Origin of the sequence: Gelidibacter maritimus (assembly GCF_014062315.1) — a bacterium.
GTDB classification, from domain to species: Bacteria; Bacteroidota; Bacteroidia; order Flavobacteriales; family Flavobacteriaceae; genus Gelidibacter; species Gelidibacter maritimus.
Genome location: NZ_JACGLT010000007.1, coordinates 20,855 through 36,559, shown reverse-complemented (window position 1 = coordinate 36,559; position 15,705 = coordinate 20,855). Strand labels below are relative to the sequence as shown.

Here is a 15,705-nt window from a genome sequence, read left to right as displayed (position 1 = left end):
TTCAAGAATGCTCTGATTTAGTTCTTGTGCTCTTAACAATCTTTCAATCTTTATTGCTAGCCTCTCATCCCTTTGCTTCCACCCTAAACATTAGCTACTCTAAATGCTCATTTTAGTCAGATATCCGTGCTAAAACCGATGGGTGGTGCAACACGTCTGCAACCGTATATCATCTCAGTAGAGTAATAAATCTTGATTAAAAAATAAAAAAATCCAATTTTGTATCCTCATTTCCAAACGCCTTTTTAATTTGTTTAAAAAGTTAACCGTTAACACTTTTGCTTAAATTGTTGTTGACTTCTATTATTTTATAACGCTAACAGGTTAATTAGAGAAATTCAATTATTTAAAACTCAAAGCCGCCTTCCAGAATAAACTTCTGTAAAAACGCATCTACTTTAATATTCACTTTATATTGAGGCATTGTAGTATCTTCTATTTCTTCAAAGTAGGCTTTGGCTTTTTCTTTATTAACTGTTTCTTTGAGCTCCGAGAATCTACCGTATTCGTTTATGTTTTTTACTGTAAGTCCTAAATCCATCATACTCCTTAAGCGTGTTTCGTCTAATCCTAATATGGTTGCTACTTTACGTATTTGATCGTTTTTTGCATTAAATTGGTAAATGTTGATATAATCTTTTAAGGTTTTACCAGCTTCAAGTTTAGCATTACCACGTTGCACATCATGCAGGAACAGATTGGCATATTTTTGCTGCTCTTGTGTTAGCGAGGCAAAAGATTTATGTAACTCGTCCAATGTTTGCTGTAATTCGTCTTTACTGACATCCTTACTGTTTAGTTTTTTGAGATACTTTTCAAAACGGGAGTTCATATAATCGGCGTCAATTTTCCCTGTATCGATTTCTGTGATGTGACCTTCAATTTCATAAGGGACCTCCAAGTCACCACCGCTGCCACCGTTACCCAACAATTCTTTATAACGTAGTACGAGGATGTCATAAATATATTTGTCTAGTGCCAGTGTTATTGTTTTTCTCCCTTTTCCTTTTCCAAAAGTGTATTCTAATTTAGACCAAGTGAAACCCTGCACTTTTGCTGCTTCCAAAAACGCATTATATTCATTAAATAACTTTGCAAAACGCCCCCGTTCCGCTAGGTCATCTGGAAGTTTCTCAAAATTATCAATTCCGGCAAGATTAAATAGTTGCGCAATATCCTTATAAACATTGTTCATTGCCTTTAAGTTAAACGGTAATCGTTCTACAAACAGGCCTGTAGGTTTATCTCCCGAATATAACTTTATAGCCGCATCAACGTTGCGTTCCATGGTATGTGGTTTACGGTAATAGCGTATGGTTCCGTGTGGTTTTTCATCTCTTTTAAAAAGACGGTTTGTACGCGAAAAAGCTTGGATGATATTTTCGTAGGCCATTAGTTTATCCATATATAGCGTATTTACCCACTTACTATCAAAACCCGTCAGCATCTGATCTACCACAATTAAGATATCAAGTTGCTTTTCTGGTTCAGTAGCTATTCTTAAGTATGGAGCTTTATGTGCTAATCTAGAAGCTATATCTTTTTTCATTTTGCCATAGTTGGCTAATTTGAAATCTTGATCATACCGTTCATTATAATCTTCAATGATTTCTATAAGTGCATCTTCTTTATACTCTGAATTACCATTATTGTCTATAGTTGGATCGAATAATGCGGTGACTTTTAGATCTGGTTTTGCATTTTTCAGTAATCGATAATAATTAATAGCATCAGGAATGCTTTGTGTTGCAAATATGGCGTGAAATTTTCCGCCTTGGCTTAAAAGCAACCAATTTTCTAATATATCATCAACTACTGTATGTGTGTGCTCTGCCCGTTCGTATTGTGAGGCAGGCAAAAGGTCTTCTATACCTGTAACGTATTTTCCTGCATTGTTATAGGAGCCAGCCATTTTGACCTCATTCATATACTTTAAAAAGATTTTTTTCTTTTTAGGGTCCTCCAAGGCCTCTTGAACATTATTTGCTTTGGCTTTCTCTAAAGCCACAGCGGTACGCAGGTCCTTATCTTTGTAGGTTAAAACCTTATACGGGTCAAAGCCTAAAACGTTTTTATCTCTAATGCCATCGGCAATACTGTAACGGTGCAATTCGTCTCCAAACACAGTAGCTGTGGTATTCATTTTCTTTTGATTTTCATCTTGTATTGGCGTGCCTGTAAAACCAAAGAAAATTGCCCAAGGAAATGTTTCTTTAATGGTAATTAACATATCGCCAAAAGTGGAACGGTGGGCCTCATCTACAATAAACACCATACGTTTACTGTTCATTATTTTTAAATCTGCGGCATTTAAGCCCCCTTCTTCGTCGTTAATAAGGCTCATTTTTTGGATAGAGGTGACAATTAATGTATTTGCAGGATCGTCACTTTTTAATTTTGTGACTAAAACACCTGTATTTTCTGTAGCTTGTACTTCTTCATTATCATCTGAGAAACCTCTGTATTCTTTAAGTGACTGTGTACCAAGTTCAATTCTATCCATTAAAAATACCACCTTGTCTGCATCTTTAGAGTTAGCGATAAGCTGTGCGCTTTTAAAGCTGGTCATGGTTTTACCAGAACCGGTTGTGTGCCATATAAAACCACCAAGGGCATTTTTACTTTTCCAGTCTGTTTTGGCAACTTTATCGCTTATAGCATTAGCTGCATAATACTGATAGCTACGCATTACTTTAAGCACGCCATCTGAACTATCTGGTACGGTATAGAAACCTATTAGGCGGTGTGCCATTGGAATAGACAACAATGATGTGGCGATATCTGACCAAAGATTAATAGGCTCATTATTAAAATCTGCCCATTGGAAATAGAAATCCTTATTAAAATTTCCATCTGGACCCGGGTTTGCAAAGTATCTGGTTTGCTCTGGCTCCATAGCCACAAATATCTGAACCAGGGAAAATATACCTGTAAACACATTAGCACGAGCGTATTTTTCTATCTGGTTGTAGGCCTGACTTACAGGCACACCACTTTTTTTAAGCTCTATATGGATGAGAGGCATCCCGTTGATAAGTAGCATTAAATCGCCACGACGGTCGCCCAATATATTAGATTTACTTTTATACCGCGGTTGTTGTGCGATTTGGTACCTACTTTGCCCAGCTGCAATTTCGTGGCGGTCGTATATTTTTAGGCTCACCTCTTTACCAAAGTGTAGGGTATCATCAGGATTGTCTCTAGTAATGGCTACTGTTTTACCATTGATAAACCCATTTAATTTTAGCGGTGTGCGTAAGGTGTTTACCTGCTCTATTATTTGTTGCATTTCGCCTTCTGTAAGTGGGTGATCATTAAGACGGTCTATATCGCGGTTATTCTCGAAAAGAATATTTGCCCAGTTATTAAGTAAATCTTTTTCTGTTGGGTTTTTAATGATTTTATTTTCCCAGCCTTTGTGTGTTAAGGCTTCTATAAGGGCTTTTTCAAACTCACTTTCTTTATTGAATATCATAGGTATAAACGGTACTGGTTGGGTTGGTATTAGGAAACAAATAGTTTATTGAGACAGGCTTTTTTGATGTTGTTGAGTTTTTTTAGTTGCATGGTGTGTCCTGCTATAAGTTCATCCAAATTTGTGAAGTATCTTCCAATTTTAAACTGTTCATTTTCACTAGGCAACAAAATATCTATTTCCATAACTTTTGTTTTAGATATGTTGAATCTTGATATTCCCTGAGCTAGAATTTTCATATTTTCTCTGAAAAATTGAGAACGCATGTAGTAGGCTGCATAATGACTATCAACTTTAATTTTAAAACGATATCCAAAGCAAAAACTATTCAAATAAACATTCTTATCATTTTCTAACCATACAGAAGACATTCCAACTTCCTCTGGTGTTTCTGAGGAGGTGGTAAATAGAATATCGCCATACTGAACTGAATTCTGAGTATCATCGATTTCAATTTTTTCTAATTGATTCTTATCTGTAATCTCATTATTGAAAACATTTGTGTAAGGAATGTAATGAGCTGTACCTTTACCAAAGTCATCTTTAGTTTTACCTGAAAGACCAGTAAAAGTACTACCGATATTACCAAGTTGAAAACTTTTCCACTCCCCATCAAATCCTTTAAAACGTATCTCTGGAACGCTTGCCCCATTTTGAGGAAACATTTTGGTGAGCATAGCTTTTTTAAGGTTTTTGAGTTTTGTGAGTTGGGTTTGGTGGTTATTGTTCAAATTATCTAATTGCCATAAGAAAGCGCTTATTAACTCTTGTTCTTTTATTTCTGAAGGAAATGAAATTAACATTTTGGTAATCATTTCCATTCTCACAGAATCCACTGATGATTTTGCGGTCATTGCCAAAACTCTCTTGCCAAAATTTTCAGAAAAATAATAGTAGAAATATTTAGCTGTGAGTTTCTCAAAATCAAACATTCGATAAACTCTTTGATGCAAATCATATTTTCCATTAACATAGTGGTAAACTTTCCCAGTTCCAACACCATCACCAACGGTTAATACCGCCTCCTCGTCGAATAGATATTTGTCACTTTTCTCAATTGTTGCTGACCTTACATAAAAATCATATTCTCCATTCTTAATATTATCTTGCGTATTACTTTTTCCTGTTGATATAGAACATAGGTTCTCAGCATTATCCTGAATCCAATCCTCCGTAAACCCCGCAAACCGCAATTCTGGACTTATCTTTTTTGTTTCCATTTTATGCATTGGTTTTTAAAAGGTTTTTAAACTCGGTGAGGGCTTTTACATCGTGTTCATTTCCTGTAAGGTCGTCCAGTAATTCTGCCAATGAATTTTCGGCTTCATTTATGTCTTGTGCTACCTGTGAGTAGGTGGTAGCATACTTTTCGGCTAGATGTTTTAACTCTAGAGAAAAGGTATCTATAGTTGCGCTCGGTAAGTTGATTAGGGCGTGCACTATTGGTTTAACCCATTTGTGTTCTAGTAGGTTGTTTACTTGCCCATTGGTTAAATTTTCTATGGTTTCTTTGGTTAGCATGTGTAAAGCTGCTTCTTCTTTTTTTACTTCTGCTTTTAGTTCTTTTTGTTCTGTAAGTAGTTGGCTAGCTATTACCAGTTGATACTCTAAGGAATCTTCTGGAAAGCTAAACTCACTTTGCAACTGTACAAGGTACTTATTCACGTTTGTTTTGCTGAAGGTGCCATCTTTATTCGCATCCATAGCATCCCACTGTATTAGTTTGTGCGTTTTAATAAACTGCTCTTTTTCTGGCTTACGTGCTTTATTATCGAGTAGAGCGATATACTTTTTGAGAGCATTTATTTCTTCGGTTTCTACATCTGCATAAACTTCTTTGATTGCTTCGTTTAATTCTTTAACCACAAAAGCATCATTTTTATCGTTTAGTAAATTGCTGTCTTTTTCTTCTTCAGGAAGTGCTTCGATAAGTTCTTCAATCTCTGTAGCAATATTGAGAAGACGGTTTTCTTTTTTAGTTAATGCTTCTAGTTCTTCAGTTAAAAAACGTTCTTGCACAAGGTTAAAAGGCATAATGCGTCCTTTCCATCCTTCTTGTACTTCTACTTCTTTACCCTTTTTCTTTTTTATCACCATATTAGGTTCTACCACACGAGTAGCATTAAAGCCTTCGGTTTGTATGATTTCTAAATCTACATTAATAGTTTCCCATTTATCATCTAATAGTTGGTAAGCATGGTATTTATCTATTAGCTGAATTGGTTCAAGGCGTTTAAAGATATCGTTACTTAAGATGGTTTTTTCTTTATTGATTTTGACTTCGTTTATATTTTTTAATAAACGCTGGTCTAAATACGGCTCAAAGTCGTTGAAAGCTTCGTTATATTGCGCTATAAAATCTTTTACAGTGGCGTGCGAGGTAATACTTTCGGTAATGTTGTCCACTTTAAGTTTTGCGTTGACATCTGATGTTCTTTCAAACAGGGCGTCGCGTAAGCCTGGAAAAGCACTCCAATAGTCCTTTAGTGCATCTATTTCATTTACAGGAATACCACCAAACATTGATGCGTAGATATCCCATTTTTCGGCATTTGGTGATGAATCTACGTATCTAGGAATGTTGAGATTATACTCATTGACACGTATTTCATCGCGCGTTACTACTTTAGAAAACTTCGGTATGGTTTCTCTGTCGCGTACCGTATCTGCAATGCGCTTGATGTCGCTAGCGCGTAGTTTGTTGTTTTTTCCTTCTTTAACAAATCCTTTTGAAGCGTCTATAATGAGCACGTCTGTATGGCTTCGTTTTTGTTTTAGTACAAAAATAATGGTAGGAATACCTGTGCCAAAGAAAATGCCAGCAGGTAGGCCGATGATGGCGTCTATATGGTTGTGTTCAATAAGCTGTTTACGAATATTGCCCTCTTCACCACCACGGAATAGCACCCCGTGTGGTAGTACAATATTCATTATACCATCTGGTTTTAAGTGGTATAAATCATGTAAAAGGAATGCAAAATCTGCTTTTGTTTTAGGCGCCAGTCCAAAACGCGAATATCTTGGGTCTGTCTCTTTGTTGTCTGGAGACCATTTTTGCGAGTATGGTGGATTTGATACTACAGCATCTACATATAATGTATTGTAAGTGTGCGCAGGATCGTTTTCATCAAAGTATGGCCAGTCGTCTTCTAAGGTATCTCCATTTCTGGTTTGTATGTTTTCTGGTAGCATACCACGCATAACCAGGTTCATTCTGGTTAGGTTATAGGTGTTTTGTTTGAGCTCTTGTGCGTAGTACTTGATGTTGTTTTTATCATCCATATACTTTGCAATGCTGTTACCTATATTGATAAGCAAGGACCCGGAACCACTACAGGAATCGTAAATCTGTATTTCATTACGGTCTTTAAGGTGGTCTGATACAATTTCTGACATTAAAACGGATACCTCGTGTGGGGTGTAAAATTCCCCTGCTTTTTTACCGGCATTGGCAGCAAACTTTTCAATAAGATACTCATAGATAAAGCCCAGCACATCATAGTCTTGCCTGCCATCCATAGGGATATCTTTAATAAGGTGTAACAAATCGCTAATAGCTTTGGTTTGTTTTCCTGCTGTTTCCCCTAGTTTACTTAATCCCGTTTCTAATGTTTTAAAGATACCATCAAATAATTTTTTGTGTTTTGGGCTTATTAATCGGCTAAAGGCAGACAAGGCTTCGCGCACATTGGACACGTCAAAGTCTTTACCTTTGCTAATCCAGGTGCTGAATAAATCGTCGTAAGCAATAAAGTAGCCGATGTTTCTCTTTATAAAATCTACTGTCTCAGTATCGGCTTCGTTAAGATCAAGAATATCGTCTGCGGTAAAGTCTTGTTGGCGTAAAAATTGTAATTGTTTTTCTGATAGGTATTTATAAAAGATGAAGCCTAATATATAATCTTTGTATTCGTTAGCTTCAATTTTTGAACGCATTTGGTTGGCCGATTCCCAAATTTTGGCTGCTAGTTGTTGTTTGTTCATTTTTATTCAATGCTTTTAAAATATAAATTCACGGTTCATCGTGACTTTCTATAATATTATTTTTTAGTTTATCTAAAAAGATTGTTAGGTGAATTTCGCGGAAATTCGGGTTCTAGGTCGGTTTGCTTTTACGCTCTGTGAGTCCATTTTTTTGATAGCCATAACCAACGTGTTTTTTTGCTAATCTGTTAATTGCAGCGTAAGCTATGGGTTCAGATTTTGATTAGAGGGTTGATGGCATTTGGTTAGTTAAAGTTTAAAGGATACTAAAGTACATAATATTTATTAATGGATGTTTTAGCTTTTGTTGAAAACTCCTGAATTAGTACAATAGAGGTGATGCAGTCGACACGGCATTCATGTTGAGTCGCACCGATCACACGAATGCTAATGTAGGCTTTCCCATTTTTTGGGGAAGCCTACAAAAGACGGAAGGCTACATAGTTTACAAACTGATTGGCTACAAAACAAAAGCTCTTAAAGCGGCTTGAAAAAGTTCAGATTCTGAAATTTTATGGGGTTGTGCAACGGTTGCCATTGTTGGCATGGGTTTTTATTCTGATTTATTTACTATGTATTCGTAAATCGAAGCAATTATTTGTCTGATTCCGTCATCGAATTTTCCTGTGCCCAATACTTTTTTGAATTTGATTCCGTCAAATTCAGTTTCGAATAGTACTTGTCCTTTTTCAGTCGAAATGTTCAATGGAATTTCCACGTCATATTCCAAGTCATACTCAAACTTTTCAAAGTCTTTTTTCTTAAGAATTACTTGCTTTGTATCAGTCGATTCAAAAAGAGTATTTTCATCAAGTCTTATTATTTTACGAATCTTGTCTTTTTCTTTTATAGTTGTAACTTGAATAATCTCAAATTCTTTCGATTTTTCATCTTCCACAACTTCTAATTTACTCGGTAATATTCTCTCAATTTTTGACTTATCCTTAATTAGTATTTTAGAATACTCTTTACTTTTTGAGTCCTTTATTTTGAAATCAAAATTAGAGTTCTCTGTGATTTTAAAAATTGGTTCAAATATTTTCTTTCTATCTTCAGGACTGTAATTTGAAATTATTTCTGATACATTTTCCTCATCATAATCGTCATCTAAAACTATATTTTGATATTTGTAACCAACATCAATTGCCCAATCTCGTATTTCCTTATTTTCAATTGATTGCTTCATTACTTTGTCAACTGCAAGTCCAATTTCAAAACTCCCGAAATCTAAATCTACCATTCTATAATCCAAGTCAGGTGCAAGTTTTTTAAATGATGCATTTAGTTTTTTCTCATCAGTCATTACTTCCTTAAAGGATTCGAAAAAATCAGCTTTCAAAAAGCTTTTAAATGAAGTTGAAATATTCTTTAAAAGCTCACTCACAAGCTCATTAAATCCAATCGTATCAGAATATTTACTACTCGTTGGTGCTAATTTGATATAAAAGGCTTGTTCACGAAGTGAACGTAAATAAGCTTTAGTTTCAAAGTTTTTTATAAAATCATAGTAGTATGATTGAACTGTTGGCTCGAAATTCAAATAGGAATCTCGAGTAGGAAGGTAATTTTCCGACAAGAATTTACTTTGAGTAATATCAACACCAATAATCTTTCCATTAAAATCTTGCTCAATTTTATAAATGAAATTTTGATTTGAAAAGATTACTTCTCTTAGTGTAGTTTGTTTTGTTAGGTAGTCAAAAATTGTTTGCTCCTCTAGTTCAAGAAGTAAATATATATCGCTAATTTTTAATGTATCAACAAGATAGAGCAGGTAGTGTCTATTATTTTTTATCAGATGAGTTAATATTGGTTCATCCAAATAAATAATGTCTTCAATCTTTTGGAATTGGCTTAAGTCGAAATCTATATTTTTGTTTTGGTTAGTCATTTCGGTTCACAATTTCGAAATTTTCTACGACATTAAACTCTTCTGTCGGGAAAAATGTATAATGCTTTTTGTTATTTCCGCCATATTTTATTCCGTGACTATCGTTAATAATTCCACGAGCAATTTTGGAATAATTAACTCTTTTATTTTTCGACAAGCTCTTTAGCATTTGATTGGCTGAATCAAAGCTGTTGAAAACTGATATCCCCCAAGCAATACACATATCCTGATACTTTGGCTTTAGCAGTACGGCTTGTGGAACAAATGATTTTTCCGAAATATCACTTTCTACGCAACGGAATAAATTCATTTCTCCTATTTCGTTTTGCGATGGGCAGTTTTTTATTTTGTCAATATTTTCTTGAAACTTTAATTTCATTCTATCAATCTTATTTTTTAGCTTGTCTTTCCAACGGTCTTGTGTATCTTGATTAGTGGCGTGTTCGATCACCTAATTTAGCAAATAAAAACCGAATAGAAAATCCGCGAAGATTTTCGTAAGAAAGTTAAAACCAGTCATTAATTATACTTTATTAGGCATAAGTATTTATTTCAGCTTTATGTTTTCTCCTGTTATTGTCTTAATTAATAATTCAGCTGTTTCTAAAGAAATGATTTTTCCTAAAATCATATCGTTAAACTTCGCCTTTATTATTTCAGTCCAATTCTTTTTATTTAATCCACTTATTAAATCTTTAATTTCATCTGTTTCGTTAAATATAATTTCTTGTCCGAATTCCAGTTTTGATATTTGACTTTTAAGATTCTCAAAATTATGCTCAATCTGACTAATTTCCTCTCTAGAGAAATAATCATATTCTTGTTTGATTTTACTTTCCCTAAAATACCATTCGATTAACTCAATAAAAGGTTCAAAAAAGTAACTTTTAAAAAGCTCTTGCCATTCATTATAATTTCCACTAGCTTCATACCATTCATAGGCTAATTCGATATAAAAGTTCGTAAATTTTCTTTCTATTTCAAATTTATCTTTTATTTCAAAATAAGCAAATGCTCCTTGAATTTCACGGGTTGATAATGTGTCAATAAATTCAGCACTTTCTTTATATCTATTATGAGATTTTTTTACTTCAATTCTTTTATTGTTTAAATCTTTAAAATCCTCACTAATTCTCTCTAAAGTTCTATTTGATATTGGTTGTTCATAAAGAAAATTGAAAAACTGTGTTATTTTTATTTGAAGATGGTTTCTATCAGCATATCTAATGTCAGAAGCGTAAGTTGCAATTTTATCTGTTATTTCGTCTAAATCAAGGTTTCTCATTTTTCATATTTTGCACAACTTGTATACACAAGCACCAAACACACCTATTCAATTTCAAAAGGAAGGCGTACTTTCTGGTGCTTTTACCTTCGTAATATAATCCAATATTCCCATCTCATGAAATTGATTCTCAATATTTTTAATTATGGGATTCACCTGATTGAAATCATATTGCTTTTCAATTTGCTAGGCCCAACACCCCCAGAGAACTAAAAAGCCAATCAAAGCTTAGAAGGTTTAATTGAACAATTACAGAACGGGTATCTATAAATAGGCATGGCGTATCAACGCTATAGATACTCCATAGATACTCCATGGATACTCCATGGATAGTGCATGGATAGTCCATGCGATGATATCACTCGCTTATTTCACATTTTTGCGTCCTCAAAAATACTTACATATATCCATTGTTCCTATAAGTAGAACTACGTAATTTTCATACTATTATTTAAATTATGCCAACGTTCTTCCTGTCAACAAAAAAGCCTTTACAGTTAAGTAATAGCTTTCATTTTATTCGGTGAATTTCGTTTCTTGTATTCCAGAACACTCCTATTCTGATAATTTATCTCTTTTAAGTAATTCATATGATCAAATATTGAATGTTTCACTAATTATCATTAAATACAAAATCAAAATCAAATAGTTCTTTCGGGGCAACTTGTAAACCCACAGACAATTCATAAATAGTAGATAATTGAATATTTACCTCTCCTTTTTCATATTTGGCAATATCACTATAGTCAAGATTGCATCTTTGAGAAAGTTTCCTTAAACTAAGGTTTTTATCCTTGCGAAGCGCCCTTATTCGTTTCCCAAATTGAATTTGAAAATTATCTTTATTATTACTTTTTGCCATATGCAATTGCAATGTGGCCAAAATCTTAATAAAAAATGTGGGTGAAATAACCCACAATTAAAAAAGATTTATTATATTAGCCAATAATATTTTAATTTTGCGATTCTTCATGATAAAATATTGAAGCATTCGCTTTGAGTCTCGTATCAGAAAACTGGTAATTTAAAGGAACGAGATGATAAGTAGATGCTCACGTCAACTGGCGTGGGCTCTCTTATTGTTCCTCGGTATACCAGTACCCCTGATGCAGTAAGTTGAGTTCCACGCCTTTTCGTTTCCATACCTCAAGGGCGTTACTCCACTTACCAAAAATCATTTGATCTCTGCTTATGCATATGTAAATGATAAATAGTATAAAATTTAATTGCGGAATTTGCCTATGGTTACACATCATTATTGAGACAATACAAAAGGAGTTTGCAACAAACACCTCGCTATCGCCAATTGCAAGCTCTAAAATCCCCTAAGAACAAGGCAGCACTATAAACAACAGTGCCACATAGCGAACTATTAGAATTAGTCTTTAGGATAGCTGCCGCTATGCGAAAAACCATATGCGGCAACTTCCTAATTTAACTTTAAAAATTGAAGCCTATGCACTTATTGTAGTCACAAAAAAAAAAACCTCCTTACAAATGTTGGCACAATCGTTCCGGAGGTCAAATTAACTAATATAACAATTACTTTAGCAAATTTATGACATTAAAACATATAACCCAATGCAGGCGCCTTTTATTGTTTTTGATTTTTGTAACACGCGTCACTTCTTATCCCCCATTAATAGCCAAACACACAACGGCGCTTGCATTTTTTAACAATAAACCCATGGAAAACCCACTTCAGAGAGCGCGTACCATCCTTGTATTAGATGATGATACCCAAAATCTGAAAGGGTGGTCATCAATACCGGCACTGCAAAACTATAGATCGTGAAAAGACGGAAATATTGCAACTAATGCCACATAACAAAATATTAGAATTAGTCTTTGGGAAAGGGCTGCCACAAACTGGAGATTTGCTAACATTAAACGGCAGCCCCGCTTCCCTAAATAATAACACCAATTGCCTATGACATAACAAAAAACAGATAACAAAGCCGTAACGCATAAAACGGCACAAAAAAAAGCCCGCTCCCAGTTTACCACGACATCGGAGCAGGCCAACAGTTAAAATTAATCTATCACTTTAACCATTACAAAACTATGATAAAAAATTATAAATCAGTAAGGAGGCGGCGCATTTTTGTCAGCTGTCTCTTCTTCCTTAGTGTTTCCCTGACTCTATCTGCGCAGGACCTGTTGGTCTCCGGCCAGGTTACTGATGGGCAGCTACCCATATCTGGCGCAAATGTGCTTATTAAAAATACTACAAATGGTGTAGTAACAGACTTTGATGGGCGTTATACTATTACAGCCAGACCAACTGATACGCTGCAAATATCCTATTTGGGATATACAACGCTTACCATCCCCATAAACAACCACAGCACCATCAATGTTACCTTACAAGAAGATGCTACCGCATTAGGAGAAGTACAAATCAACGCTGGCTATTACAGCACTACCGACCGTGAGAAAACGGGAAGTATTGCGCGGATTACGGCTAAGGAGATTGAATTGCAGCCGGTTAATAATCCCTTAGGCGCCATGCAAGGCTATATGTCAGGCGTAAATATTGTGCAAAATACAGGCGTGCCCGGTGGTGGTTATGATATTCAAATTAGAGGGAAGAATTTTATCAATGGTGGGACCGATCCTCTTTTTATTGTTGATGGGGTTCCTTTTAGTTCACAGTCATTAGGAGCTACTGAAGTATCAGGACTTATCCTAAGGGGAAATATAAGTCCGCTAAATTCAATTAACCCGAATGACATAGAAAGCATTGAGGTTTTAAAGGACGCAGATGCCACGGCAATTTATGGATCCAGAGGAGCCAATGGAGTGGTTTTGATAACCTCAAAAAAAGGGATTGTAGGAAAAACACAACTACAAATAGATTTCAGCAATTCTTTGGGACAAGTATCCAATTTTGTTGAATTAATGAATACTGAACAATATTTGGAAGTACGCAGAGAAGGTATCATAAACGATGGATTTGAAGCATATCTTGACAATCCATCATTCGATTTTGCTTGGCCCGATCTAAAGACCTGGGATCAAAATCGTTATACGGATTGGCAAAAAGAATTAATCGGAGGTAATGCACATCGAAGAAATGCACAGTTAAGACTTTCAGGAGGAAATCCACAGACAAGGTATTTGATTAGTGCAGCTCATCAAAATGAAAGCACAGTATTCCCTGGAAAATCGAATTATAAAAAAACCTCAGTCCACAACAATATCAACCATCATTCACAAGGAGGTAAATTCACGATTAATCTTTCAACTATATATACCCATGAAAAAAATTCGTTACCTCAAGAAGACTTTTCTTATTCAGCTTACACTCTCGAACCCAATGCTCCTAAACTTTATAATGAAGTTGGTGAGTTGAATTGGGAAAACAATTCATGGGACAATCCTTTGGCTTCTTTACTTGAAGAGTACAGAGCAAATATAAACTCCCTTAACGCAAATACTTATATTTCATATAAGCTAATGCCCAACTTAGAGTTTAAATCTAGTCTGGGGTTTAACAGCTACAGGTTAGATTCTTTCAAAACTTTACCAAGTTCGGCAACAAATCCAGCTTTGGGATTCATTCCCCAAAATTACTCAAACCTTACTACAAACGCTTCCCAAAGACAATCCTGGATTGTGGAACCTCAGCTTCAATGGAAACACCAATGGAAAAAAATTAAGCTGGACATTCTGTTTGGAACAACATTTCAAAAGGAAACGAACAAACAATTGGTCCAAAAAGGAACCGGTTACCCCAATAACAGCCTATTGCGTAATCTAGCCGCCGCAGAGATTGTGAAAGTTCAACGAGATATGGATGGCGAATATAGTTACACAGCCGTTTTTGGACGAATAAACTTAAATCTTGATGAAAGATACATTTTAAATCTCACCGGACGGAGGGATGGCTCCTCTCGGTTTGGACCAGGCAGACAATTTGGGAATTTCGGAGCCGTGGGTATAGCTTGGGTATTTTCCGAAGAAGACATATTTAAAAACAATACTATTTTAAGCTTTGGAAAGTTTCGAGCGAGTTATGGTATCACAGGTAGTGATAACATTGGTGACTATAAGTTTTTGAACACTTACAACATTACCGGTTATGATTATGATGGCACAACCGCGCTGCAGCCCACAGGGATATTCAATCCGATTTTCGGCTGGGAATCCAATAAAAAATTAGAAACTGCCATAGAACTGGCTTTATTAAAAGACAGAATCAACCTCACCACTTCATGGTATCGCAACAAATCCTCCAACCAACTCATTGGCATACCATTAGCAGCAACCACCGGTTTTTCACAACTTACAGGAAACTTTGATGCAACCGTAGAGAATACAGGTTTTGAAATGGATATACAGACCGTCAATTTAAAAACTAATTATTTAAAATGGTCAACCTCCTTCAATATCACGTTACCCGAAAATAAGTTGGTAAAATTCGACGATCTAGAAAATTCAACTTTCGCCAACCGTTATGTCATCGGACAACCTCTTACAATTGTAAAATTGTATCATGCCTTGGGTGTAAACCCTGAAACTGGGATATATCAATTTAAAGATTATAATGGGGATGGGAATATTAGCAGTTTAGCAGACAGACAATGGGCAAAAGACTTAGCTCCTGAATTCTATGGAGGCTTTGGTAATACCCTCAGTTACGGCAATCTGACACTTAACGTTTTCTTCCAGTTTAAAAAACAGCAGGCATTCAACCTGATGCGGTTTTCTACAATCCCTGGATACAGAAGAAATGCACCTGTAGACTTATTCGACAGATGGCAACAGAATGGAGATATTAAAGCTATCCAAAAATCATCTGGTGGCTTCGGAATGGGTGTGGATACTGGTTCATTACAACAAGATAGTAGCGCAGCCGTTTCGGATGCCTCTTTTATAAGACTTAGGAACATTTCCTTAAATTATAAAGTACCTCAAATAAGCAATAACTTGGACATTAATGTTTACCTCCAGGGACAAAATTTACTGACTTTCACAAATTATAAAGGTCCCGACCCAGAGTATCCCAGTTACAGCCGCTTACCTCCTTTAAGACAATTCACCTTGGGTATGAAAATAGCCTTTTAA

The 15,705-nt window shown here is 35.4% G+C and carries 8 protein-coding genes; 1 reads left to right on the top strand and 7 read right to left on the bottom strand.

Annotated features, from left to right (window positions below):
• Positions 1-346 precede the first annotated feature (346 nt).
• The 7 genes from H3Z82_RS10225 to H3Z82_RS10195 all read right to left on the bottom strand — a co-directional run bounded on the left by H3Z82_RS10225 (position 347) and on the right by H3Z82_RS10195 (position 11,497).
• The gene (locus H3Z82_RS10225; protein ID WP_182205413.1) at positions 347-3,475 is read right to left on the bottom strand and encodes a type I restriction endonuclease subunit R; all 3,129 of its coding nucleotides are present in this window, start codon (positions 3,473-3,475) and stop codon (positions 347-349) included.
• 29 nt (positions 3,476-3,504) lie between these two features.
• Positions 3,505-4,695, bottom strand: coding sequence for a restriction endonuclease subunit S (locus tag H3Z82_RS10220; protein ID WP_182205412.1), 1,191 nt, complete (start codon positions 4,693-4,695; stop codon positions 3,505-3,507).
• A gap of 1 nt (position 4,696) precedes the next feature.
• Positions 4,697-7,459 carry a type I restriction-modification system subunit M gene (locus tag H3Z82_RS10215; RefSeq protein WP_182205411.1) on the bottom strand — a complete coding sequence of 921 codons (2,763 nt, stop codon included), beginning with the start codon at positions 7,457-7,459 and terminating at the stop codon, positions 4,697-4,699.
• A 553-nt stretch (positions 7,460-8,012) separates the two neighbouring features.
• Complete coding sequence (locus H3Z82_RS10210) at positions 8,013-9,350, bottom strand: hypothetical protein (RefSeq protein WP_182205410.1); 1,338 nt, start codon at positions 9,348-9,350, stop codon at positions 8,013-8,015.
• Positions 9,343-9,729: a hypothetical protein gene (locus H3Z82_RS10205; protein WP_182205409.1), complete on the bottom strand. Its 387-nt coding sequence runs from the start codon at positions 9,727-9,729 to the stop codon at positions 9,343-9,345. The genes H3Z82_RS10210 and H3Z82_RS10205 overlap by 8 nt, the downstream gene beginning before the upstream one ends.
• Positions 9,730-9,897: 168 nt before the next feature.
• Entirely contained in the window at positions 9,898-10,635 is a 738-nt protein-coding gene (locus H3Z82_RS10200) for a hypothetical protein (protein ID WP_182205408.1), read from the bottom strand.
• 613 nt (positions 10,636-11,248) lie between these two features.
• On the bottom strand, positions 11,249-11,497 hold the full coding sequence (locus tag H3Z82_RS10195) for a helix-turn-helix domain-containing protein (protein WP_182205407.1): 249 nt from the start codon (positions 11,495-11,497) through the stop codon (positions 11,249-11,251).
• A gap of 1,202 nt (positions 11,498-12,699) precedes the next feature.
• Here H3Z82_RS10195 and H3Z82_RS10190 point away from each other — a divergent pair.
• Positions 12,700-15,705: a SusC/RagA family TonB-linked outer membrane protein gene (locus H3Z82_RS10190; protein ID WP_182205406.1), complete on the top strand. Its 3,006-nt coding sequence runs from the start codon at positions 12,700-12,702 to the stop codon at positions 15,703-15,705.